This window comes from unidentified bacterial endosymbiont (assembly GCF_918797525.1).
GTDB lineage: Bacteria > Pseudomonadota > Gammaproteobacteria > Enterobacterales > Enterobacteriaceae > Enterobacter.
In genome coordinates this window covers 2,238,540-2,261,670 of sequence record NZ_OU963893.1, presented here as the reverse complement: position 1 = coordinate 2,261,670, position 23,131 = coordinate 2,238,540, and the positions used below count along the sequence as shown (strand labels likewise).

Annotated in this window: 20 protein-coding genes and 1 pseudogene; 12 read left to right on the top strand and 9 right to left on the bottom strand. The window is 53.0% G+C overall.

The genetic code is table 11. The features are described 5' to 3' along the window. Nucleotides 1-483 precede the first annotated feature (483 nt). From ogt to uspE, 3 genes and pseudogenes are all read left to right on the top strand, one after another. Nucleotides 484-1,000, top strand: a pseudogene (ogt, locus tag NL510_RS10800) (methylated-DNA--[protein]-cysteine S-methyltransferase). A 183-nt stretch (nt 1,001-1,183) separates the two neighbouring features. Further along, complete coding sequence (gene fnr / locus NL510_RS10795; RefSeq protein WP_006174991.1) at nt 1,184-1,936, top strand: fumarate/nitrate reduction transcriptional regulator Fnr; 753 nt, start codon at nt 1,184-1,186, stop codon at nt 1,934-1,936. 139 nt (nt 1,937-2,075) lie between these two features. Next, entirely contained in the window at nt 2,076-3,026 is a 951-nt protein-coding gene (uspE, locus tag NL510_RS10790; RefSeq protein WP_253384501.1) for a universal stress protein UspE, read from the top strand. A gap of 78 nt (nt 3,027-3,104) precedes the next feature. Here the strand turns inward: uspE and pntB are convergent, their stop codons facing one another. Both pntB and pntA read right to left on the bottom strand, forming a co-directional pair. After that, the gene (gene pntB / locus NL510_RS10785) at nt 3,105-4,493 is read right to left on the bottom strand and encodes a Re/Si-specific NAD(P)(+) transhydrogenase subunit beta (RefSeq protein WP_253384499.1); all 1,389 of its coding nucleotides are present in this window, start codon (nt 4,491-4,493) and stop codon (nt 3,105-3,107) included. A 10-nt stretch (nt 4,494-4,503) separates the two neighbouring features. Then, nucleotides 4,504-6,033, bottom strand: coding sequence for a Re/Si-specific NAD(P)(+) transhydrogenase subunit alpha (gene pntA, locus NL510_RS10780; RefSeq protein WP_253384497.1), 1,530 nt, complete (start codon nt 6,031-6,033; stop codon nt 4,504-4,506). Nucleotides 6,034-6,570: 537 nt separating this feature from the next. Here pntA and ydgH point away from each other — a divergent pair. The 3 genes from ydgH (at nt 6,571) to folM (ending at nt 9,843) form a co-directional block, all read left to right on the top strand. Then, entirely contained in the window at nt 6,571-7,515 is a 945-nt protein-coding gene (ydgH, locus tag NL510_RS10775; protein WP_253384495.1) for a DUF1471 family protein YdgH, read from the top strand. Nucleotides 7,516-7,699: 184 nt separating this feature from the next. Beyond that, the gene (locus NL510_RS10770) at nt 7,700-9,082 is read left to right on the top strand and encodes an amino acid permease (protein WP_253384493.1); all 1,383 of its coding nucleotides are present in this window, start codon (nt 7,700-7,702) and stop codon (nt 9,080-9,082) included. A gap of 38 nt (nt 9,083-9,120) precedes the next feature. Then, nucleotides 9,121-9,843: a dihydromonapterin reductase gene (gene folM / locus NL510_RS10765; protein ID WP_253384490.1), complete on the top strand. Its 723-nt coding sequence runs from the start codon at nt 9,121-9,123 to the stop codon at nt 9,841-9,843. Here the strand turns inward: folM and NL510_RS10760 are convergent. Next, the gene (locus NL510_RS10760) at nt 9,840-10,175 is read right to left on the bottom strand and encodes a GlpM family protein (RefSeq protein ID WP_253384488.1); all 336 of its coding nucleotides are present in this window, start codon (nt 10,173-10,175) and stop codon (nt 9,840-9,842) included. The genes folM and NL510_RS10760 overlap by 4 nt on opposite strands. A 128-nt stretch (nt 10,176-10,303) precedes the next feature. Here NL510_RS10760 and rstA point away from each other — a divergent pair, with 128 nt between their 5' ends. Beyond that, nucleotides 10,304-11,020 (top strand): two-component system response regulator RstA, encoded by a 717-nt coding sequence (gene rstA / locus NL510_RS10755; protein WP_253384857.1) that lies wholly within the window; start codon nt 10,304-10,306, stop codon nt 11,018-11,020. Nucleotides 11,021-11,077: 57 nt separating this feature from the next. Here rstA and NL510_RS10750 read toward each other — a convergent pair whose 3' ends face one another. From NL510_RS10750 to NL510_RS10740, 3 genes are all read right to left on the bottom strand, one after another. Further along, nucleotides 11,078-11,485 carry a pentapeptide repeat-containing protein gene (locus NL510_RS10750; protein ID WP_253384486.1) on the bottom strand — a complete coding sequence of 136 codons (408 nt, stop codon included), beginning with the start codon at nt 11,483-11,485 and terminating at the stop codon, nt 11,078-11,080. Between the two features lie 137 nt (nt 11,486-11,622). Continuing rightward, nucleotides 11,623-11,937: a hypothetical protein gene (locus NL510_RS10745; protein ID WP_253384483.1), complete on the bottom strand. Its 315-nt coding sequence runs from the start codon at nt 11,935-11,937 to the stop codon at nt 11,623-11,625. A 179-nt stretch (nt 11,938-12,116) separates the two neighbouring features. Then, nucleotides 12,117-12,961 (bottom strand): IS5 family transposase gene (locus NL510_RS10740; RefSeq protein ID WP_253376809.1). Its coding sequence is split into 2 segments (ribosomal slippage): nt 12,117-12,616 and nt 12,616-12,961, totalling 846 coding nucleotides; the frame shifts between segments, so codons are not numbered across the junction. A 254-nt stretch (nt 12,962-13,215) separates the two neighbouring features. On the opposite strand from NL510_RS10740, the gene NL510_RS10735 reads away from it, so the two are divergent. Beyond that, complete coding sequence (locus NL510_RS10735) at nt 13,216-13,476, top strand: hypothetical protein (protein ID WP_253384479.1); 261 nt, start codon at nt 13,216-13,218, stop codon at nt 13,474-13,476. 56 nt (nt 13,477-13,532) lie between these two features. Here the strand turns inward: NL510_RS10735 and NL510_RS10730 are convergent, their stop codons facing one another. Next, entirely contained in the window at nt 13,533-14,426 is an 894-nt protein-coding gene (locus NL510_RS10730) for a pentapeptide repeat-containing protein (RefSeq protein WP_253384473.1), read from the bottom strand. A gap of 228 nt (nt 14,427-14,654) precedes the next feature. Between NL510_RS10730 and rstB the strand changes: the two genes are divergently transcribed. Then, nucleotides 14,655-15,953 carry a two-component system sensor histidine kinase RstB gene (gene rstB, locus NL510_RS10725; protein WP_253384467.1) on the top strand — a complete coding sequence of 433 codons (1,299 nt, stop codon included), beginning with the start codon at nt 14,655-14,657 and terminating at the stop codon, nt 15,951-15,953. 74 nt (nt 15,954-16,027) lie between these two features. Further along, nucleotides 16,028-16,957, top strand: coding sequence for a DNA replication terminus site-binding protein (tus, locus tag NL510_RS10720; protein WP_253384465.1), 930 nt, complete (start codon nt 16,028-16,030; stop codon nt 16,955-16,957). Here the strand turns inward: tus and fumC are convergent, their stop codons facing one another. Both fumC and fumA read right to left on the bottom strand, forming a co-directional pair. Continuing rightward, entirely contained in the window at nt 16,958-18,352 is a 1,395-nt protein-coding gene (gene fumC / locus NL510_RS10715) for a class II fumarate hydratase (RefSeq protein ID WP_253384458.1), read from the bottom strand. Between the two features lie 139 nt (nt 18,353-18,491). Next, nucleotides 18,492-20,138 (bottom strand): class I fumarate hydratase FumA, encoded by a 1,647-nt coding sequence (gene fumA / locus NL510_RS10710; protein ID WP_253384452.1) that lies wholly within the window; start codon nt 20,136-20,138, stop codon nt 18,492-18,494. A gap of 196 nt (nt 20,139-20,334) precedes the next feature. On the opposite strand from fumA, the gene manA reads away from it, so the two are divergent. Both manA and NL510_RS10700 read left to right on the top strand, forming a co-directional pair. Continuing rightward, nucleotides 20,335-21,510 (top strand): mannose-6-phosphate isomerase, encoded by a 1,176-nt coding sequence (gene manA, locus NL510_RS10705; RefSeq protein ID WP_253384449.1) that lies wholly within the window; start codon nt 20,335-20,337, stop codon nt 21,508-21,510. Between the two features lie 98 nt (nt 21,511-21,608). Next, nucleotides 21,609-23,126: a YdgA family protein gene (locus NL510_RS10700; protein ID WP_253384446.1), complete on the top strand. Its 1,518-nt coding sequence runs from the start codon at nt 21,609-21,611 to the stop codon at nt 23,124-23,126. The last annotated feature ends 5 nt before the right edge of the window (nt 23,127-23,131 follow it).

Here is a 23,131-nt window from a genome sequence, read left to right as displayed (position 1 = left end):
CACTGCTGTGTATACTGTGGGGTCTGCCTGATGTCGGACAGACTCTATTTTTTTATTGTTTTTATTTTATTTTTACCATCCATTCCGAATTGTATGATTAACGAATCACCCCGTAACACTGAATTAAATAATACGTTGATAAATATACTTTATGTGACCACAGTCATGCAGGAAGTGATGCTCTCGCAGACAAAGTCTGCCCGTAGTATTTACCAACGATAATAAAATATATCCTGTAGCTGTTGATAATAACCCTCACGCAAAGTCAGCATCATTCCGTTATAATTGCGCGGTTCATTAATTTATTTACCCTACCGACGAATGCCCTTCCCGGAAAAATACGACAACCGCTTTTTTAACCCTAAATTCATGATCGTATCGCTTAGCTTTTTAGGAGTATGGCTGGTAATGCGTCTGCATGGTATCTTGTCGACCTGCAAAGAGGACCGGGATTCCACCCACGGCTGAATTAAAGGAAAGAGGATGCTGAAATTACTCGAAGATAAAATTGCAACGCCGCTTGGGGCGCTGTGGGTTATCGCTGATGAGCAGTTTAACCTGCGTGCCGTCGAATGGGAGGAGCACAGCGACCGCATGGAAGCGCTGCTCGCCGTTCATTACCGCATGCAAGGTTTTGAGCGTATTAGCGCCACTAACCCGGGCGGGCTGAGCGACAAGCTTGCCGCATATTTCGAGGGCGAACTGAGCAGCATTAATGACCTGCCAACAACCACCGCCGGCACCCCCCTTCCAGCGTGAAGTATGGCAGGCATTACGTAGCATCCCGTGCGGACAGGTGATGCACTATGGTCAGCTCGCGGCGCTGCTCGGTCGGGAAGGTGCTGCGCGCGCGGTAGGCGCGGCCAATGGCACCAACCCTGTCAGTATTGTGGTTCCCTGTCACCGCGTGATCGGCCGCAACGGCACCATGACGGGCTATGCCGGAGGCGTGCAGCGCAAACAGTGGTTACTGCGGCATGAAGGGTATTTGTTGCTTTAGATCCCAGGCTTTTTGTGCTTAATTTTCTTTCAGTTAGGATAGAAATCCTTAATCAAGCTGTGGAATTTCAAGAAGATGGCTACACATTGCCGTCTCATGCCCTTATTGATGGATTACCAGGCTTACGTACTTAACAAAAAGATGTTAAAATTGACCAATATCAATTAAGGCTTGAGCGAACCTATGATCCCGGAAAAGCGAATTATACGACGCATTCAGTCTGGCGGTTGTGCTATCCATTGCCAGGATTGCAGCATTAGCCAGCTCTGTATCCCTTTTACCCTGAATGAACATGAGCTCGATCAGCTTGATAATATCATCGAGCGTAAAAAACCGATTCAGAAAGGGCAGACGCTGTTTAAAGCGGGAGACGAACTGAAGTCGCTCTATGCTATCCGTTCTGGCACCATCAAGAGCTACACCATCACCGAACAAGGCGATGAGCAGATCACCGGCTTCCACCTGGCGGGTGACCTGGTAGGCTTTGATGCCATCGGCACTGGCCACCACCCGAGCTTTGCTCAGGCGCTGGAAACCTCTATGGTGTGCGAAATCCCGTTTGAAACCCTGGACGATCTGTCCGGCAAAATGCCGAACCTGCGCCAACAGATGATGCGTCTGATGAGCGGTGAGATCAAAGGCGATCAGGACATGATCCTGCTACTTTCCAAAAAGAATGCAGAAGAACGTCTGGCGGCGTTTATCTATAATCTCTCCCGTCGTTTCGCCGAGCGGGGCTTCTCCCCACGCGAGTTCCGTCTGACGATGACGCGTGGCGATATCGGTAACTACCTGGGTCTGACCGTTGAGACCATCAGCCGTCTGCTGGGGCGTTTCCAGAAAAGCGGAATGCTGGCCGTTAAAGGTAAGTACATCACCATCGAAAACGGTGAGGCGCTGGCGGTGCTCGCCGGACACGCTCGCAACGTAGCGTAGCGTAATCCCTTCGCATTCACGCCAGATCGATAAATTTCCTGATTTATTGATCTGGCAAAACTTCCCCCCCTGTTTCATTCAAGATATATAGGTTACTCTTTTACTTACAGACTGTGGTGATAGCAGTAAGGAGACCTGTATGGCAAAGTATCAAAATATGCTGGTGGCTATCGATCCCAATCAGGACGATCAGCCAGCATTACGACGTGCTGTGTATTTACATCAACGGATTGGCGGCAAAATCAAAGCATTTTTACCGATCTATGACTTTTCGTATGAGATGACCACCCTTCTGTCGCCTGACGAGCGCACCGCTATGCGTCAGGGAGTGATTAGCCAACGTACCGCGTGGATCCGCGAACAGGCGAAGTATTACATCGACGCAGGCGTGCCTATCGACATAAAAGTGGTCTGGCACAACCGGCCCTTCGAAGCCATTATCCAGGAGATTGTTGCGAGCGGGCACGACCTGTTGCTGAAAATGGCGCACCAGCACGATAAACTGGAATCGGTTATCTTCACGCCAACCGACTGGCACCTGCTGCGTAAATGCCCTTGTCCGGTGTGGATGGTGAAAGATCAGCCGTGGCCAGAAGGCGGTAAAGCCGTTGTAGCGGTAAACCTCGCCAGTGAAGAGGATTACCATAATTCACTGAATGAGAAACTGGTGAAGGAGACGCTCCAGCTTGCCGAACAGGTTAACCACACCGAGGTGCATCTGGTTGGCGCGTATCCCGTGACCCCGATCAACATCGCCATTGAGCTACCAGAATTTGACCCGAGCGTCTATAACGACGCCATCCGGGGCCAACATCTGCTGGCCATGAAAGCGCTACGTCAAAAATTCAGTATCGATGAGAAAATGACGCACGTCGAAAAAGGCTTGCCTGAAGAGGTGATCCCGGATCTGGCGGAACATCTGCAGGCCGGGATTGTGGTGCTGGGAACCATTGGGCGTACCGGCATTTCCGCCGCGTTTCTCGGCAATACCGCCGAGCAGGTAATTGACCACCTGCGTTGTGACCTGCTGGTCATTAAGCCGGATGAGTATCAAACGCCGGTTGAGCTGGACGATCCAGAGGATGATTGAGCCGTAAAACGAAAAACCGCCGGGAAAACCAGCGGTTTTTTTGCCCGGCAAACTTGCGCCGCCGGGCTTTTCCCACGATCAGAGGGCTTTCAGAATGGCATCCACACTGGCTTTGGCGTCGCCAAACAGCATGTGGGTGTTCTCCTTAAAGAACAGCGGGTTCTGCACACCGGCATAACCAGTGTTCATCGAACGCTTGAAAACAATCACGTTCTGCGCCTTCCACACTTCCAGCACCGGCATACCCGCAATTGGGCTACCTGGATCGTCCTGCGCCGCCGGGTTCACGGTGTCGTTAGCACCGATAACCAACACGGTATCAGTCTCAGAGAAATCATCGTTGATTTCATCCATCTCAAGCACGATGTCGTAAGGCACTTTTGCCTCAGCCAGCAGCACGTTCATGTGACCAGGCAGTCGCCCCGCTACCGGGTGAATACCGAAGCGAACCTTGATCCCGCGGGCGCGCAGTTTTTCGGTAATTTCCGCCACCGGGTACTGAGCCTGCGCCACCGCCATGCCATAGCCTGGGGTGATGATAACCGTGTGCGACTCTTTCAGCATTTCTGCGGTGTCCTGGGCTGAAATTTCACGATGCTCGCCCACTTCCTCATCACTGCCTGAGGAAGAACCATCCGTCCCGAAGCCGCCCGCAATAACGCTAATAAACGAGCGATTCATGGCCTTACACATGATGTAGGACAGGATCGCACCGGAAGAGCCGACCAGCGCACCGGTGACGATCAGCAGATCGTTACTCAGCATAAAGCCTGCCGCCGCCGCCGCCCAACCGGAGTAGGAGTTCAGCATCGAAACGACCACCGGCATATCTGCCCCACCGATGGATGCCACCAGGTGCCAGCCGAACGCCAGCGCGATAACAGTCATCACCAGGATCGCCAACACCTGCACGGCTACGCTTTCGGTACGCACGAAAATAACCAGCAGCACAAACGACACCAACAGCGCGGCGAGGTTCAGCTTATGACGGTTTGGCAACATCAGGGGTTTAGATGAGATCTTCCCGCGCAGCTTGCCGAACGCCACAATCGAACCGGTGAAGGTCACGGCGCCGATGAAGATGCCAAGGAACACTTCCGTCAGGTGGATATTCACCAGAATAGGTTCCATACCCGGCTCGTGATACAGGTAGCTGTTGAAGCCTACCAGCACCGCCGCCAGCCCCACAAAGCTGTGCAGAATGGCCACCAGTTCTGGCATCTCGGTCATTTCGACGCGTTTCGCCAGACGAATGCCGATTGCGCCACCAATGATCATCGCCACCAGGATCCATGCTACGTTACCGGTATCCGGCCCGAAGATAGTGGCAATTAGCGCGATCGCCATCCCGGCGATACCAAAGTTATTCCCCTGTTGAGACGTTTCATGTTTGGAAAGTCCCGCCAGACTGAAAATAAACAGGATTGCAGCAACAATGTATGCGGCTGTCACTAATCCTCCAGACATATGCTACCCCTTAGCCTTTACGAAACATTTTCAGCATGCGCTGAGTCACGGTGAAACCACCGAAAATATTGATACTGGCGATCAGCACCGCGACAAAGCTCAGGAAACTTACCCAGCCGCCGTGACCAATTTGCAGTAATGCCCCCACCACAATGATCCCCGAGATGGCGTTAGTGACCGACATCAGCGGCGTATGCAGCGCGTGCGAGACATTCCATACTACGTAGTAACCCACCACGCAGGAGAGCGCAAAGACGGTAAAATGGCCGAGGAACTCTTTCGGCGCGACGTCTGCCAGCCAGCCGAAAAGAATGATAACCAGCGCCATGATCGCGTATTTACGCCATGGTGAAGCCGGCTTAGCAGGCTCTTTCGCTGCAGGCGCGACTTTTGGCGCAGCCTGAGGCTGCGCGGAAACCTGAACAGGCGGCGCAGGCCAGGTGATTTCACCGTCGCGCACAACCGTGACGCCACGCACCACCACATCGTCGAAATCCACGATGATGTTGCCGTCTTTCTCTTTGCAAAGCAGCTTCAGCAGGTTAACGAGGTTGGTACCGTACAGCTGAGAAGACTGTGTAGGCAGACGACCCGGCAGGTCGGTATAACCTATCACCTTCACGCCGTTGGCGGTGGTGGTCACCTGGTTCGGCACGGTGTACTCACAATTTCCGCCGTTCTGCGCCGCCAAATCGACAATCACGCTGCCCGGGTTCATGGCGTCAACCATTTCGCGGGTAATCAGCTTCGGCGCCGGTTTACCTGGGATCAGCGCGGTGGTGACAATAATGTCGACCTCTCTCGCCTGCGCGGCGAACAGCGCCATTTCTGCTTTAATAAAGGCTTCGGACATCACCTTCGCGTAACCGTCGCCGCTGCCCGCCTGTTCCTTAAAATCCAGCTCAAGGAATTCAGCGCCCATGCTCTGCACCTGTTCCTTCACCTCCGGACGGGTATCAAAAGCGCGCACGATGGCGCCGAGGCTATTGGCCGCGCCGATGGCCGCAAGACCGGCCACGCCCGCGCCAATCACCATTACCTTCGCTGGCGGCACTTTGCCTGCCGCGGTGATTTGCCCGGTGAAGAAGCGACCAAATTCATGGGCAGCCTCCACAATGGCACGGTAACCGGCGATGTTGGCCATCGAACTCAGCGCATCAAGCGACTGCGCACGCGAAATACGCGGCACGGAGTCCATCGCCATCACAGTCACTCCGCGTGCCGCCAGCTTTTCCATCAGCTCTGGATTTTGCGCCGGCCAGACGAAGCTCACAAGCGTAGCGCCAGGATTGAGCAGTGCGATCTCACGCTCTTGCGGTGCATTAACTTTCAGAACGATCGGAGATTGCCAGACCTCAGCCTCCGCCACAACCTCTGCCCCTGCCTGAATAAAGGCCTCGTCGTCAAAACTCGCCAGTTTACCCGCGCCGCTCTCAACCGCGACGGTAAAACCCAGTTTACGTAGTTGCTCCACCGTTTTCGGTGTCGCGGCTACGCGGGTTTCATTGGCTAACCGTTCTTTTGGTACCCCAATACGCATAGTTTTCCCTTCCATCGGTTTTTTTGATGATGGTTTGTCGATAAATGCCCGTAATTTGTATCAACTTTAACCAGAATGATTACAGCGACACATGACTAACCGCAGAAAATAAAATAGTAACAAACTGTCTATAACCTACTGAAAATAACGCCTGTGATCTACCTTCAGAAAACACTATTTCTGACTTTATCTGTGAAAAATAAGCGATCGCCATCGCAGACAGGGATATTTACCTTAAATGCATCGCCGTGACCGATAAATCGCGCAAGCGGAGCGGTAAAAACATGATATAGCGCCATATGTGATCATCCCATTAACATTAAATTAACTTGCAAAAGTCATATGCTTTATCAGTTTTGCTTGTCAAACGTCTGTTTTTTCAACATATCATAAAATGTCATTCCCGCCTGTCTCACCCTGAGTACAGGCTGTGAAAAATGGCGCAGACAGCGACGGGTGTTAAATGCCATAATCGGGACTGTCTCAAATTTACAACAATACCAGTACATGGTTTGCGCAAGGCGAAGGATTATTTTTATGAAGCTTAAGAACACACTCCTGGCGTCCGCACTTCTTTCTGCGACCGCCCTGTCTGCGAATGCCGCGACAGAGTTAACGCCGGAGCAAGCGGCAGCGTTAAAGCCTTTTGACCAGAAGGTCATTGTGGGTCGTTATAATTCCATTGGCGATGCGGTAGCCGCCGCATCTAAAGCCGCCGATAAAAACGGCGCAGATTCGTTTTATGTCGTCGACCAGTCTGATTCTGGCAACAGCGGTAATCAGCGTGTGACCATTGCGCTGTATAAAGACAACGCGCCTAAAGCTGACGCACCGACCAACCGCGTCATTAACGGCGTTGTTGAATTGCCAAAGGAACAGGCAGTTCTGTTAGAACCGTTCGACACCGTGACCATTCAGGGCTTCTATCGCAGCCAGCCTGAAGTGAACGATGCAATCACCAAAGCCGCGAAGAAGAAAGGAGCTTATGCTTTCTACATTGTGCGCCAGGTTGATGCGAACCAGGGCGGCAACCAGCGCATTACCGCCTTTATCTATAAAGAAGATGCGAAAAAACGCGTTCTGCAGAGTCCGGATGTGATCCCGGCAGACTCCGAGGCGGGGCGTGCTGCAATTGCCAAAGGCGGTGAAGAAGCGAAGAAAGTTGAAATCCCGGGCGTGGCGACGTCGGCGGCACCGAGCACTGACGTGGGCCGTTTCTTCGAAACGCAGTCCACCAGGGGGGGGCGTTACTCCGTGTCGCTGCCAGACGGCACTAAAATTGAAGAGCTGAACAACGCCACTGCCGCGCAGATGGTGCCGTTCGACAGCATCAAATTTACCGGCAACTACGGCAACATGACGGAAGTCTCTTATCAGGTCGCGAAGCGCGCAGCGAAGAAAGGGGCGAAGTATTACCACATCACCCGCCAGTGGCAGGAACGTGGTAACAACGTGACCATCAGCGCCGATCTGTACAAGTAACAAAAATGTTTCCTGAGGGCGGCGCAATGCCGCCTTTTTGGCACTTTTTTGCTAATTTAGGCCACACTTTATTGCATGACTTCGTGACACTCCGTAAAATCCCGCGCCTTAGTGTGATCCACCATTTTTATGCGCTTGTGCGAAATAATTATTCTGGATGTGGACCTTTCATAACAGGAAGCCAATGGAAAAGAAACTTGGCCTGAGCGCGTTAACGGCGCTCGTCTTAAGCTCAATGCTGGGTGCGGGTGTATTCAGTTTGCCGCAGAATATGGCAGCCGTCGCAAGCCCTGCCGCCCTGATGATTGGCTGGGGTATCACCGGTGCCGGAATACTGCTGCTGGCGTTCGCTATGCTGCTGCTGACCCGTATTCGCCCGGATCTCGACGGCGGAATATTCACCTACGCCCGGGAAGGCTTCGGGGAGCTGATTGGCTTCTGTTCCGCATGGGGGTACTGGCTGTGCGCGGTGATTGCGAACGTCTCGTATCTGGTGATTGTCTTTTCGGCGATCAGCTTCTTTACCGATACCCCTGAACTGCGTTTCTTCGGCGATGGCAATACCTGGCAGTCCATTGTGGGGGCTTCGGTGCTGCTGTGGATCGTCCACTGGCTGGTGTTACGCGGGGTGCAAACGGCGGCCAGTATCAACCTGGTGGCGACGCTTGCCAAACTGGTGCCGCTTGGCCTGTTTATTGTGCTGGCGTTTATCGCCTTCCGTCTTGACGTGTTTAAGCTCGATTTCACCGGTCTCGCGCTGGGCGTTCCCGTGTGGGAGCAGGTGAAAAATACCATGCTGATCACCTTGTGGGTGTTTATCGGCGTCGAAGGTGCCGTAGTGGTCTCTGCCCGCGCGCGCAATAAGCGCGATGTGGGGCGTGCCACGCTGCTGGCCGTGCTGGCGGCATTGAGCGTCTATCTGCTGGTCACGCTGCTGTCGCTGGGCGTGGTGGCGCGTCCTGAACTGGCAGAAATGCGTAACCCGTCAATGGCCGGGCTGATGATGAAAATGCTCGGTTCCTGGGGGGATGTGGTGATTGCCGCGGGGCTGATTGTCTCGGTCTGCGGTGCCTATCTGAGCTGGACAATTATGGCGGCGGAAGTGCCGTTTCTGGCCGCCACGCATAAAGCGTTTCCACGCCTGTTTGCCCGTCAGAATAAAAACAATGCGCCGTCAGCCTCTCTGTGGCTTACCAACATCAGCGTACAGGTCTGCCTGGTGCTGATCTGGCTCACAGGTTCAGATTATAACACCCTGTTGACCATCGCCTCAGAGATGATTCTGGTACCCTATTTCTTAGTGGGCGCGTATTTGCTGAAGATAGCCACGCGTCCGGCCCATTATGCCGTGGGCGTAGGAGCCTGTATTTACGGTCTGTGGTTGCTGTATGCTTCCGGTCCAATACACCTTCTGCTGTCGGTGGTGTTGTATGCCCCGGGGCTGCTGGTGTTTATTTACGCCCGACGTACGCATAAGCTTAAACAGGCGCTTAAACGCCGTGAAATGGCCTTAATTGTCCTGCTACTGGTTGCTGCTGCCCCCGCAACCTGGATGTTAATGGGATAGCGAAGCTTCCCCCAGTGTTGAACAATATGGAGAACACGATGGAAAAAGCGCCGCTTCGCCCAATACTGATTACCGGTGCAGGCCGTCGTATCGGCCTCGCCCTCGCCCATCACTTTCTCAACCTTCGCCATCCGGTCATCGTGAGTTATCGTAGGGAGTATCCCTCGATTGAGGGGCTCAGAAACGCCGGGGCGACCTGCATTCAGGCTGATTTCTCAACCGATGACGGTATTCTCGCTTTTGCTGAACGGGTAAAAGCCTCGACCAACGGACTGCGGGCAATCATTCATAACGCCAGCGCATGGCTGGCTGAAAAGCCAGGCGTACCGCTCTGCGACACGCTCTCTTGCATGATGCAGATCCACGTTAATGCGCCTTATCTGCTTAATCATGCCCTGCAGGAGCTACTGCGCGGCCACGGGCATGCCGCCGGTGATATTATCCATTTCACTGATTATGTTGTGGAGCGCGGGAGCGATAAGCATATTGCCTATGCGGCTAGCAAGGCCGCACTGGATAATATGACCCGCTCATTTGCCCGCAAACTGGCCCCGGAAGTGAAGGTAAACGCTATCGCCCCGGCGATGATTTTATTCAACGAAGGCGATGATGCCGAGTATCGCCAGCAGGCGCTTAACAAATCGCTGATGAAAATCGAGCCCGGCGAGAAAGAGATAATCGACCTTGTTGATTACCTGCTCACCAGTTGCTACGTCACCGGCAGAACCTTCGCGGTGGACGGGGGACGGCCTCTGCGTTAGTGAAAACGGCTCCAGAAAGAGATTAATACCCAGGCGCTGAGGCTCCAGCAGACCACGGCCCCACCCAGCGCCAGCGGGAGACGAAGAAAACCGGTGAAATACCACAGCGACAGCAGATAGACAAAGTAAGGGATGATGGACCACATGCCAAACACAATGGTGGTGCGCAACGCGTCGACTCCCCGTTCAGAGGCGACAATATAGTGTGCGATCAGCGCAAATGTCGGGAACAGCGGGATTAACCCGGCAATATAGTAGTTCTTCGTTTTAGCCAGAATACCAATCAATACCACCACCAGCGCACCCAGCGCGGCTTTAATCACCAGCCCCATACTTTTCCCTATAACAAACAAGTAACAATGGGAAGCAGAATAGCGGAACCAGGGGTAATAATGAAAGAGTTATGGAAGGTTTACGTGGCGCGGTGTATGTTGGCTTTTTTCGCCATAACAGACGCTGTATGAACAACATTGTGTATGTGGAAGATGAACCGGAAGTCGGTCAGCTTATTGCCGCTTATCTCGGTAAACATGATATAGACGTCATTGTTGAGCCCCGCGGCGACCGTGCCGAAGAGGTAGTCCTGCGCGAAAACCCCGATCTGGTGTTGCTGGACATCATGCTGCCGGGCAAAGATGGCATGACCCTTTGCCGCGATCTTCGCGCCAGGTGGGATGGCCCTATCGTGCTGCTGACCTCTCTGGACAGCGACATGAATCATATTTTATCGCTGGAAATGGGGGCCAACGACTACATTTTGAAAACCACCCCACCAGCCGTTCTGCTTGCCCGCCTGCGTCTGCATTTGCGCCAGCGTGCCAGCATTGGTCGCGAAACGCCTGTTTCATCCCTGACTCCGCATAAAGCGATGCGGTTTGGCACCTTGTCTATCGATCCGGTCAACCGCCAGGTTTTACTTTCCGGCGAGCTTATTTCGCTCTCGACGGCAGATTTTGACCTGCTTTGGGAACTGGCGACCCATGCCGGGCAAATCATGGACAGAGACGCACTGCTGAAGAATCTGCGTGGCGTCAGCTACGATGGAATGGATCGCAGCGTCGATGTGGCCATTTCGCGCCTGCGCAAGAAATTACAGGATAACGCCACCGAACCCTACCGCATCAAAACCATACGCAATAAAGGGTATCTGTTTGCCCCCCACGCCTGGGAAAGCTGACCCCTTTGTCTGCGTAACGCATTTAGCTCTATTTTACTTTATTGAGTCGGGGCAAATTCAAATGTCCTCGTCTGACGTTTGTGCAGCAGCTTCCCTGGCCTTCGCCTCATCGAAGCGTTTGCGCATTTCCGGGTTCATTATCGCGTTGTCCCACTCTTCGGGACATACACATTCATCGTTTGCAAATTGTGTAAGGTCCGTATCGCCAAAATCCGTTTTAATAAGAGACGTACCCTCAAATACCGCATCCTTAAGGTTTACATCGCGAAGGCTTGCCCTGTCTAATTCTGCATAGGTGAAATCTACCTTTTCCAGCTTACAGTTATCCAGTTTCGCATCGTTGAGCTTTGCACAACCCAAATCTGCACCTTTAAGATTACTCCCACTCAGATCTGCACCGTTCAATTTTGCATTTCCGAGCAGAACCCCTCTCAAATTAAGGTTACTCAGGTTAGCGTTATCCATGTGTGCCGAATTGAGTTTAAGACGGTTAAAGGTATCCTCATACTGGGTATCAGAGTCTGTGTCATTGCCACCTGAGCTGTCGTATTCGAATGCGATTTTAAGCGCGGGATTCAGGCGTTTAATATCGCTATATTGCTCTATAAGATTACATTTCGCAATAAAAAAACGACAATGTTCACTGGAAAATTCATATTCTTTTTCTCTAACAAAATATCACAGTCTTTATATTTCACCTCCAGAGCGATCGCCTCTTCCCTCCAGTTTGGATTATTCTCCTTACAGGCTTTCCATGCTTTGCCCATTTCATTCGCCAGGTCATCAGCCAAAGGCGTGCAATTAAAAACAGTCATAATATCTTTATTGACTTTATCAGTCACCCTTGCAGCAAAGCAGGCGTCTCTGACTTCTGTGTATGAAAGAACACGTGTGCTTTGCATGGTCGGACCAATCATATCCTTACCTCATTATCCAAATCAGGAGAAAAGGCAGATTACGACGTACAAAAAAATAGAGAAGTCTATTAGTGGTTCGTGGCGGCGCTTTTGAGGATACCCCAGGAAACGTTGCCGGTTGCGCAAACGCGCCTTGCTTAAACGGCAAATTGAGGCATACTTAATCTAGGCTGTGTCCCTTAATTATATAGTCGTTGATAAAAGAGCCGGATGCAGCCCAGCTTCACCATCGCCAGATAATTTCTCGCCGTTTTGTCGTAACGCGTCGCTATGCGACGGTATTCTTTCAGGCGACCAAAACATCGCTCAACAACGTTGCGATTGCGGTACGCATTACGATCGAGCTGTGAACGCCCATCCAATGCCATTTTCTCATTTGATTTTCGGGGAATGACTGCTTTTATACCTTTGCTTTTCAGTTCGTTGCGTAACGCATGCCCGGAGTACGCTTTGTCGGCCAGTACCGCATGGCCACGGCGTTTCATGCTGCCGTTCTGGCGCTGAACACCAATACCGTCGAGAAGACGTTGCGCGAACTGGCTTTCGTGAGCCTGTCCGGGACTCAGCACTATGTTTAACGGAAGACCGTTTCCGTCTGTCGCCAGATGGATTTTGGTGCCAAAACCACCGCGAGAGCGACCCAGCCCATTATCTCCGGCGATATCGGGATGTTTTTTTGAGCCCCGGCAGCACATTTCAACGCCCGGATATTGCTGCCATCCAGCGCCGTAGCAGACCAGTCAACAAGATTGCTGGCATCAAGTAGCGAAAGCAACCTGTTGAAAATAATGTTAATAACACCTGATTTTGACCACCGGTTAAAGCGGTTATAAACCGTTTTCCATGGTCCATATCGTTCAGGTAAATCACGCCACGGAGCCCCGGAACACAACACCCAGAACATACCGTTGATAATTTTACGATGCTCAGCCCATGGGCGTCCGGCCCGTGGAGATACGGGTTCAGCAGGCAATAAAGGCTGGATGATAATCCATGCTTCATCAGGAAGGTCGTAGCGAGCCATAGTTCAATATGTTGTGGAAACAGACAGTTACTATAGCTCAAACGATTAAGGGACACAGCCTACTCTCCTTATACCCGTTCTCTGGGGACATACGGCACTAGCGTTGGCAAACCCGCGCCGCTACTGCTACCCGCCCGTTCCGGCTCACCTGCATTCGTCCTTTTTGCCAACGCGTTGTTCGGCTTTTACAAAACAAAGCCTTGCCGTTATGTTCTTCACAAAAATCTTGAAATGAGGATTTAAGCCAATGACTTATGTATAGTTACGATAAGGTCGAAGCCATCAAAACCAATCTTGAGTGGATTGTTAATCAAACAGCGATTAGCCGCCCCTCGCTCTCACTCACCGACCAAAAAGCGCTACTCACTCTCCTTGAGCTGATCCAGTCTTATGAAATACTCCTTGATTTAATTAAAGAATTCGGAATTTCAGTTATCGACGCTCATGTTGCGGAAGGTCTGGCCATAACGGAAACGCTCATTGCCAGGGTAAAATCTCGCACGCACGCAATGTAAGCCAGCGATGTGATGCCGAAAATGACAATCTCTATACAGTTGAGGCAGATTCATCTTTACGCTTCTGCCTTTTCTGCGACCTGGGTTCTGGCTTTTGCGTTATCAAAATGTTTCCGCATTTCGGGGTCCATTATCGCCTGTTCCCAGGCTTCAAAATCAATATCTTCTTCGTTCGCAATGTGGGTCAGATCGGTATCGCGAAAATCCGTTTGCTTCAGAGAGGTTTTGTCAAACTTAGCCCCTTTTAGCTTTACGTCGCGAAGGTTGGCCCCATCCAGACTGGCATCGCTCAAATCAGCCTTTTCCAGATTACATCCCTTCAGGTTCGCATTCATGAGTTCTGCATAACAAAGGTCTGCACCTTCAAGGTCGCTACCACTCAGGTCTGCTCCACTTAAGTTTGTATATCCAAGCATAATCTTTTTCAGATCAAGGTTACTCAGGTTGGCATTATTCAGGTCACGCCCATCAAGATTCAGTCGGTTTAGTGTTTCTTTATACTCTGATTCAGAATCTGAGTCATAACCAGAACCATGCTCGTATTTGAAATCAATGTCGAGATCCGGATTGAGCGTTTTAATATCGTTAAACTGCTGTGCAAGATCACACCGCTCAATAAAGTACGTGGATTGTTTAGTAGAAAGCTCATGAGTGGTTATCTGTTGATAGCGGTCGGTTATTTTGTACCATGCTTTTACCCCCCCGCCCTCAACAAGAATATCGTAGCCCTTATAACTGAACGCCAGCGAGGAAACCAGGTTACTCCCGTCTGGATTATCCGCCTTAAATTTCTTCCATGCTTTGCCAATTTCAACCGCCATCTCCCTTCCAGTAGGAAAGCCTTCAAAAACCTTAACTATAGCTTTATGAACGTCCTCACTGGAAATGAAATCAGCATCATAAGACGTCTTTAATAAAACCGAACTTGACCGAATCGTTGAACTTAACATAGCCAGACCTCATTAACGAAATAATAACCACTCTGATAGTAAGAGAAGTAAAAAAATTGAGAAGTCTATTAATTGTTACTGGAGGCGCGTTTGAGGATAACGGCGCGGTAATTTTCGCTGAACAACGCGGAGAGTGATACACAAAATGCCTACGTCATCGACCGTATTCGTGTAATCTGCCAGCATAAACGCGTAGTGGCTAACATATTCAACGTTCGGTGGTTTTTAATGAAAAAGCTGTTCGTACAATTTTATCTTTTGTTGTTTGTCTGCTTTCTGGTGATGACCATGCTGGTCGGGCTGGTCTACAAATTCACCGCCGAACGCGCGGGCCGGCAGTCGCTGGATGACTTAATGAAAAGCTCGCTCTATCTGATGCGCAGCGAGCTGCGGGAAATTCCGCCTCATGACTGGGCTAAGACCCTGAAAGAGCTGGATTTGAATCTGTCGTTTGATCTGCGCATTGAGCCTTTAAAAGACTTCGATTTAGATGCCCCGGCCCGGCAGCGTCTGCGCGAAGGGGATATTGTGGCGCTGGATGAGAAATATACCTTCATCCAGCGCATTCCTCGTAGCCATTATGTACTGGCCGTGGGGCCTGTGCCTTATCTCTATTACCTGCATCAGATGCGCCTTTTGGATATGGCGCTGATGGTGTTTATTGCCATTTCACTGGCTTTTCCGGTGTTTATCTGGATGCGGCCCCACTGGCAGGACATGCTAAAACTGGAGTCAGCCGCCCAGCGCTTTGGCGAGGGGCATCTTACCGAACGTATTCACTTCGATGCGGGTTCCAGTTTTGACCGACTTGGCATCGCATTTAACCAGATGGCTGATAACATCAACGCGTTGATTGCCAGTAAAAAAAAGCTGATCGACGGCATAGCGCACGAACTGCGTACGCCGCTGGTGCGTCTGCGTTACCGGCTGGAGATGAGTGAAAACCTTACCGGGACAGAGCACATGGCGCTCAACCGCGATATCGGCCAGCTTGAAGCATTAATAGAAGAGTTGCTGACCTACGCCCGGCTCGACCGCCCGCAAAACGAACTAACGCTCAGCATGACCGATCTGCCGCTCTGGTTGCAGACGCATATTGAGGATGTGCAGAGCGTCAACCCCCAGCGCACGCTGCTGGCAACCGTCACCCCCGGCGATTACGGTGCCCTGGATATGCGATTGATGGAGCGCGTGCTGGATAACCTGGTCAACAACGCCCTGCGCTATAGCGTAAAGACAATGAAAATCAGCTTAGATTTGCAGGACAACCGGGCCAGCCTGACGGTTGAAGACGACGGTCCTGGCATTGAGCCCCAGGCGCGTGAAACCGTTTTCGAACCCTTTGTGCGTCTCGACCCAAGCCGCGATCGCGCAACGGGCGGATGTGGCCTGGGACTGGCGATTGTCCACTCCATCGCCCAGGCGATGGGCGGCACGGTGCACTGTGAAGAGAGCGAGCTCGGCGGAGCGCGTTTCTGCTTTAGCTGGCCGGTTTATCATAACGTCGCCCTTCCCCCTGCTGTTTGACCCTGACCGCACGCTGGCCCGACCCGGCGTGCTGTGTTATACAATAAGTATGTTGTAACTAATGAGAGATGACTATGGCGAGCTACGATCTTCTCGAACGTCTGAACACCACTTTTCGTGACATTGAGCGCCAGCTCCTGGCCCTGACAACGCATTTGCAGGCCTGCCGTCTGTTAGCCGCGCGGGTGTTTACCCTGCCCGATGTGGCAAAAGGCGCAGAGCATGACCCGCTGGAAACCATCGAGGTCCAGCAGTATCTCGGCAAAGCCGCGCTGGCGTTGACGCTGCAGCACTATCGTCGTTTGTTTATCCAACAGCAGTCAGAAAACCGCAGCAGTAAGGCAGCCGTGCGTCTGCCTGGCGTTATCTGTCTGCAAACCGATACACCAACCCGTGAAGCGCTGGAAGCCCGGATTGCGCAGATCAATACGCTAAAAGCGACCTTTGAAAAGATTGTCACCGAAGAGTCGGGGCTCACCCCTGCTGCGCGTTTTGAGTGGGTGCATCGCCAGCTCCCAGGGCTGATTACGCTCAACGCCTATCGCTCGCTGACCATACTGCGCCACCCCGCCACGCTGCGTTTTGGCTGGGCTAATAAACACATCATTAAAAATTTCACCCGGGATGAAATCCTGGCGCAACTGGAGAAAAGCCTGAAAACGCCACGAACGGTCGCGCCGTGGTCGCGCGAGCAGTGGATAGCGCGTCTGGAGCAGGAGTACCACAGCATTGCCTCGTTACCGGCCGATACCCGCCTCAAGATCAAGCGTCCGGTGAAGGTGCAGCCTATTGCCCGCGTCTGGTATTCCGGGCAACAAAAGCAGGTGCAGTACGCCTGCCCAACGCCGTTGATTGCGCTGTATGATGCCGATCATGGCGCCATTGTGCCGGATATTGGCGAGCTGCTGAACTACGATGCTGAAAACGTTCAGCATCGCTATAAGCCGCAGGCGCAGCCGCTAGAGCCGATCATTCCACGGCTGCACCTGTATGTCGCTAAGTGATTACTTCAGGCTGCCGACCATCTCTTGCGGGCGCACCCAGCTATCAAACTCGGACTCGGTCAGGTAGCCCAGTGCCAGCGCGGAGGCTTTCAGCGTTAGCCCCTCTTTGTGCGCTTTTTTGGCGATTTCGGCCGCTTTGTCATAACCGATATGGGTGTTAAGCGCCGTCACCAGCATCAGGGACTCGTTCAGCAACTGGTTGATACGTGCCCGGTTCGGTTCAATGCCTACCGCGCAATGTTCGTTGAAGCTCTCCATGCCGTCGGCCAGCAGGCGCACAGACTGCAGCACGTTGTGAATCACCATCGGACGATAGACGTTTAGCTCAAAGTTACCCGATGCACCGCCCATGTTAACGGCGACGTCGTTCCCCATGACCTGGCAGCAGAGCATGGTCATGGCTTCACACTGGGTCGGGTTGACCTTCCCCGGCATGATGGAGCTTCCCGGTTCGTTTTCCGGAATGCTGATTTCACCGATACCGCAACGCGGGCCGGACGCCAGCCAGCGCACGTCGTTGGCTATTTTCATCAGCGATGCCGCCAGCCCTTTCAGCGCGCCGTGGGTGTGGACCAGGGCGTCGCAGGTCGCCAGCGCTTCAAATTTATTGGGCGCGGTCACAAACGGCTGTCCGGCAATATCGGCCAGCTCAGCCGCCACGCGCACGGCATACTCCGGATGGGTGTTTAACCCCGTACCGACAGCGGTGCCGCCCAGCGCCAGCTCGGCCAGATGCGGCAGACCGTGTTCGATGTGTTTCAGATTATGTTCAAGCATGGCGACCCAGCCGGAAATCTCCTGGCCGAGCGTCAGGGGCGTGGCGTCCTGCAGATGGGTGCGGCCTATTTTGACGATGTCGCTAAAGGCCACTGCTTTTTCGTTAAGCGTGGTTTTGAGCACCTGCAACTGCGGGATAAGCTGTTCACGGATGGCAATCACCGCCGCAACGTGCATCGCCGTCGGAAACACATCGTTAGAACTCTGGCTTTTGTTGACGTCATCGTTGGGGTGAACTTTCCGCTCCATGCCGCGAACGCCGCCCAGCAGTTCGCTGGCCCGGTTCGCCAGCACTTCATTCATGTTCATGTTGCTTTGGGTACCCGAGCCGGTCTGCCAGACTGCGAGTGGGAATTCGTCGGGATGTTTACCCGCCAGCACTTCGTCGGCGGCCGTAATAATCGCCGAGGCTTTATCTGCCGCCAGCAGGCCTAAATCCAGGTTTACTTTCGCTGCGGCGCGTTTGGTGAGCGCCAGGGCCTGAATCAGCGAGACGGGCATTTTCTCGGTCGATATGCGGAAATGCTCAAGCGAACGCTGGGTTTGCGCGCCCCACAGTTTATCGGCCGGGACGTCGATGGCGCCCATGGAGTCTTGCTCGCTGCGATGAATGGTCATTACTTTCTCCTTGTTCATAAAGAGGGGATTGCTCACATGCTTAAGAGATAAGTATTGATGGCTTATGAATATCCGTATGGCGCTTTGTGCGCTCTCTGATTTGCCGGGTCAGGCATTGCCGCCCCCCGGCTGTGTTCATTTACTTCACGCAGGCCGAACACGGCGACGACTGGATCTGTTTGAAGAAGTCATTACCTTTGTCATCCACCAGGATAAACGCCGGGAAGTCTTCAACTTCAATTTTCCAGATGGCTTCCATACCCAGTTCCGGGTACGCCACGCACGCCAGGCTCTTGATGCTGCCCTGCGCCAGTACCGCTGCCGGTCCACCGATGCTGCCAAGGTAGAAGCCGCCGTGCTTGTGGCAGGCATCCGTGACCTGCTGGCTGCGGTTGCCTTTCGCCAGCATGATCATGCTCCCGCCGTTGGCCTGCAGTTGGTCAACATAGGAGTCCATACGGCCCGCCGTAGTCGGGCCTAACGAACCCGAGGCATAGCCCTCTGGCGTTTTCGCCGGCCCTGCGTAGTAGATAGGGTGGTCTTTAATGTACTGCGGTAACCCTTCGCCATTGTCGAGACGCTCTTTTAGCTTCGCATGCGCAATGTCGCGCCCAACAATAATCGTCCCGTTTAGCGAAAGACGCGTCGAGACCGGGTAGTGCGAAAGCTGTGCCAGAATGTCGCTCATCGGGCGGTTCAGGTCAACGTGAACGGCTTCGCCTTCACCCGCTTTACGCAGTTCTTGCGGAATATACTTGCCAGGGTTGTTCTCCAGCTTCTCAATCCACACGCCGTCACGGTTGATCTTCGCTTTGATGTTGCGATCGGCAGAACAGGAGACGCCCATTCCCACCGGGCAGGAAGCACCGTGGCGCGGCAGACGAATAACGCGAATATCGTGCGCGAAGTATTTACCGCCAAACTGCGCGCCAAGGCCGAGATCCTGCGCTTCCTTTAACAGTTCCTGCTCGAGCTGAATATCGCGGAACGCCTGACCGTGTTCGTTGCCTTCGGTTGGCAGGCCGTCGTAGTACCTGGTGGACGCCAGCTTGACGGTTTTCAGCGTACTTTCTGCCGAGGTTCCGCCAATCACAAACGCGATATGGTACGGCGGGCAGGCGGCAGTACCGAGGGTACGCATTTTCTCCACCAGGTAGGTCTTGAGTTTGCCCGGACTGAGCAGCGCTTTAGTTTCCTGGTAAAGATAGGTTTTGTTTGCTGACCCCCCACCTTTAGCGATGCAGAGGAATTTGTACTCGTCCCCGTCCACGCTGTAGAGATCAATCTGGGCCGGCAGGTTGGTGCCGGTGTTGACCTCGTTATACATATCCAGCGCCGCGTTTTGCGAGTAACGCAGGTTATCTTCGATATAGGTGTTATAAACGCCCTGCGCCAGTGCCGCTTCGTCACCGCCGCCGGTCCAGACGCGCTGACCTTTTTTACCGGTGATAATGGCTGTGCCCGTATCCTGACAGGTGGGCAGAATGCCTTTGGCCGCGATATCCGAGTTGCGCAGGAACTGCAGCGCAACGTATTTGTCGTTTTCGCTGGCCTGCGGATCGCTAAGAATATCTGCAACCTGCTGCTGATGCGCAGGGCGCAGCATAAAGGAGGCATCGTGGAACGCGTGCTGCGCCAGAAGCGTCAGCGCCTGTGGGTCAACCTTGAGGATCTGCTGGCCTTCGAATTCAGCGACGCAAACGTGATCGCGGGTTAACAGGTAATACTCGGTCTGATCCTTAGCGAGGGGAAAAGGATCCTGATAATAGAAGGGTTTGTTCGACATTGTTCTCTCACTTACTGCCTGGGTCTGATTATATTGGGCAGATGTTCCGCTGCCCGCTTAAAAGCGAGTTAGCTTATCCTACACAATTTTTTAACAAAAACTGAGACTAGTACGACTTTTTACATCCGCAGGTTACTTCCACGCGGTTTATTGCTTTAATACCCGCAGTTACTTTCACATGAATCAGGGCTTGATAATGCAAAAACTCATCAACTCAGTGCAAAACTACGCCTGGGGAAGTAAAACTGCGTTAACGGATCTCTACGGTATCGCGAACCCGAACGACCTGCCGATGGCAGAACTGTGGATGGGCGCGCACCCGAAGAGCAGCTCAAAAATTGAAGACACCCACGGCCAGGTCCGCAGCCTGCGCGAGGTGATCGACGCCGACAAAGCCGCGCTGCTCGGCGAAAAAGTGGCGACCCGTTTTGGCGAGCTGCCGTTCCTGTTTAAAGTGCTGTGTGCCGACCAGCCGCTTTCCATTCAGGTTCACCCGAACAAGAAAGCGTCTGAAATTGGCTTTGCCAAAGAGAATACAGCCGGTATTCCGTTAGATGCCGCCGAACGCAACTACAAAGATCCTAACCATAAGCCAGAGCTGGTTTTCGCCCTCACCCCCTTCCTGGCGATGAACGCGTTCCGCGCGTTCCCGGAGATTATCTCTCTGCTGCAGCCTGTCGCCGGTGCCAGCAAGGCGATTGCGCATTTCCTTGAAAACCCGGATGCAGCGGGTCTGAGCCAGCTGTTTGCCAGCCTGCTGAACATGCAGGGCGAAGAAAAGTTCCACGCGCTGGCGGTGTTGAAAGCGGCGCTAGCCAGCCAGCAGGGTGAGCCCTGGGACACGATTCGTTTGATCTCCGCGTTTTACCCGGACGACAGCGGCCTGTTCTCTCCCCTGCTGCTGAATGTGGTCAAGCTAAACCCGGGCGATGCTATGTTCCTGTTTGCCGAAACCCCGCACGCCTACCTGCAGGGTGTGGCGCTGGAGGTGATGGCAAACTCAGATAACGTACTGCGTGCGGGCCTGACGCCTAAGTACATTGATATCCCGGAACTGGTTGCTAACGTCAAGTTTGTGGCGAAACCTGCCGCAGAGTTGCTGACACAACCGGTGAAAAATGGCCCTGAGCTGGACTTCCCGATCCCGGTGGATGATTTTGCCTTCGCGCTGCACGACCTGAGCGCAGCAGAAACGGCTATCGCCCAGCAAAGCGCGGCGATCCTGTTCTGCGTGGACGGTGAAGCGATGCTGCATAAAGAGGGGCAGCGTCTGGTGCTAAAGCCAGGTGAATCAGCTTTCGTTGCGGCAAATGAATCTCCCATTAGCGTGAGCGGCTCTGGCCGTCTGGCGCGTGTTTTCAATAAGCTTTAAGCACTTACTGAATTTTTTACCGACTCTTGCTAAGCTAGTTGAGAGCGTTATATCACCAGGCGGTAATTACCGCCTGGTTTCATTTAGGGATAATGGCAATGAAAAAATCGGTCGTAGCGGTAGGCGTGATTGTTGCATTAGGCGTGGTCTGGACGGGGGCTTCCTGGTTTACCGGTAAGCAACTCGAAAGCCGTCTGGCAGAGATGGTGGTGCAGGCAAACAGCGAAATTAAACGCAGCGCGCCTGAAGCAGGCATTGAACTGAGCTACCAGAATTATCAGCGTGGCGTGTTTACCAGTCGTATGCAGGTGGTGGTGAAACCTGTGGCCGGTAATCAAACCGCATGGCTGAAACCGGGTCAGAGCGTGGTGCTGGATGAGGTGGTGAGCCACGGTCCTTTCCCGCTGGCCCAGTTGAAATCGTTTAATGTGATCCCGTCCATGGCCTTTGCCAGAACGGTACTGGTGAATAACGAGGTGACCAAACCGCTGTTTGAGTTGGCCAATAACCAGTCGCCATTCGAAATCAATACCCGCATCAGCTATGCCGGGGGTACGCATTCTGATATTGCCCTGAAAGCGCTGAACTATGAGAAAGGTAACGATAAAGTTGCCTTTAGCGGCGGTCATTTCCAGCTTGAAGCCGATCGTGACGGTAAAAATGTCTCCCTGACAGGCGAAGCCGAAAGCGGGCTGGTTAATGCCGTCAATGAGTACGATCAGAAGGTGCAACTGACGTTTAATAACCTGAACGTCAGCGGCAACAGCCGTATGACCGGGTTTGACGAGCGCGTGGGTGACCAGAGATTGAGTCTCGATAAAATGACCATTGGCGTTGAAGGTAAAGAGTTGGCCGTGCTGGAAGGGATGGTTCTGAACGGTAAGTCCGATCTCTCCAAAGATGGCAAAAGCATCAATACTCAACTCGACTACACCCTCAACAGCCTGAAAGTGCAGAACCAGGATCTCGGCACTGGCAAACTGTCGCTGAAGATCGGCAATATCGACGGACAAGCGTGGCATGAATTTAGCCAGAAATACAGTAAAGAGAGCCAGGCCCTGCTGAGCGATGCCGCACTGCAGCAAAACCCGGTCGTTTATCAGCAACAGGCGATGGCGGTGCTGTTCAACAACCTGCCTATCCTGCTCAAAGGTGAACCGGTGATAACCGTAGCTCCGCTGAGCTGGAAAAATAGCAAAGGCGAGACCAACTTTAACCTCTCTCTGTTCCTGAAAAACCCGGCACCGGCTGAGCCGCAGACGCTGGCCCAGGAAGTGGATCGCAGCGTGAAATCCCTCGACAGCAAATTGACCATCCCAATGGACATGGCAACCGAGTTTATGACCCAGATTGCGAAGCTTGAAGGGTACGGTGAAGAGGATGCCGGCAAGCTGGCTAACCAACAGGTAAAAGGCCTGGCGGCAATGGGCCAGATGTTCCGCATCACTAAGCTCGAAGACAATACCATCTCAACCAGCCTGCAGTATGCCAACGGCCAGGTCACGCTTAACGGCGACAAAATGCCGCTGGAAGATTTTGTGGGTATGTTTGGTATGCCTGGTTTGGGAATACCGGAACCGGCGGCCCCTGCCGTACCGTTAGCACCCCAGCAGTAATAGCT

What these genes read in the sequence shown, in the direction of transcription:
- fumA (WP_253384452.1), bottom strand. Translation starts at nt 20,138, where the DNA reads ATGTCGAACAAACCCTTCTATTATCAGGATCCTTTTCCCCTCGCTAAG.
- uspE (WP_253384501.1), top strand. Translation starts at nt 2,076, where the DNA reads ATGGCAAAGTATCAAAATATGCTGGTGGCTATCGATCCCAATCAGGAC.
- ydgH (WP_253384495.1), top strand. Translation starts at nt 6,571, where the DNA reads ATGAAGCTTAAGAACACACTCCTGGCGTCCGCACTTCTTTCTGCGACC.
- NL510_RS10760 (WP_253384488.1), bottom strand. Translation starts at nt 10,175, where the DNA reads ATGGGGCTGGTGATTAAAGCCGCGCTGGGTGCGCTGGTGGTGGTATTG.
- manA (WP_253384449.1), top strand. Translation starts at nt 20,335, where the DNA reads ATGCAAAAACTCATCAACTCAGTGCAAAACTACGCCTGGGGAAGTAAA.
- NL510_RS10730 (WP_253384473.1), bottom strand. Translation starts at nt 14,426, where the DNA reads ATGTTAAGTTCAACGATTCGGTCAAGTTCGGTTTTATTAAAGACGTCT.
- pntB (WP_253384499.1), bottom strand. Translation starts at nt 4,493, where the DNA reads ATGTCTGGAGGATTAGTGACAGCCGCATACATTGTTGCTGCAATCCTG.
- folM (WP_253384490.1), top strand. Translation starts at nt 9,121, where the DNA reads ATGGAAAAAGCGCCGCTTCGCCCAATACTGATTACCGGTGCAGGCCGT.
- NL510_RS10745 (WP_253384483.1), bottom strand. Translation starts at nt 11,937, where the DNA reads ATGATTGGTCCGACCATGCAAAGCACACGTGTTCTTTCATACACAGAA.
- NL510_RS10735 (WP_253384479.1), top strand. Translation starts at nt 13,216, where the DNA reads ATGTATAGTTACGATAAGGTCGAAGCCATCAAAACCAATCTTGAGTGG.
- pntA (WP_253384497.1), bottom strand. Translation starts at nt 6,033, where the DNA reads ATGCGTATTGGGGTACCAAAAGAACGGTTAGCCAATGAAACCCGCGTA.
- fnr (WP_006174991.1), top strand. Translation starts at nt 1,184, where the DNA reads ATGATCCCGGAAAAGCGAATTATACGACGCATTCAGTCTGGCGGTTGT.
- NL510_RS10770 (WP_253384493.1), top strand. Translation starts at nt 7,700, where the DNA reads ATGGAAAAGAAACTTGGCCTGAGCGCGTTAACGGCGCTCGTCTTAAGC.
- NL510_RS10750 (WP_253384486.1), bottom strand. Translation starts at nt 11,485, where the DNA reads ATGGATAACGCTAACCTGAGTAACCTTAATTTGAGAGGGGTTCTGCTC.
- rstB (WP_253384467.1), top strand. Translation starts at nt 14,655, where the DNA reads ATGAAAAAGCTGTTCGTACAATTTTATCTTTTGTTGTTTGTCTGCTTT.
- tus (WP_253384465.1), top strand. Translation starts at nt 16,028, where the DNA reads ATGGCGAGCTACGATCTTCTCGAACGTCTGAACACCACTTTTCGTGAC.
- rstA (WP_253384857.1), top strand. Translation starts at nt 10,304, where the DNA reads ATGAACAACATTGTGTATGTGGAAGATGAACCGGAAGTCGGTCAGCTT.
- fumC (WP_253384458.1), bottom strand. Translation starts at nt 18,352, where the DNA reads ATGACCATTCATCGCAGCGAGCAAGACTCCATGGGCGCCATCGACGTC.
- NL510_RS10700 (WP_253384446.1), top strand. Translation starts at nt 21,609, where the DNA reads ATGAAAAAATCGGTCGTAGCGGTAGGCGTGATTGTTGCATTAGGCGTG.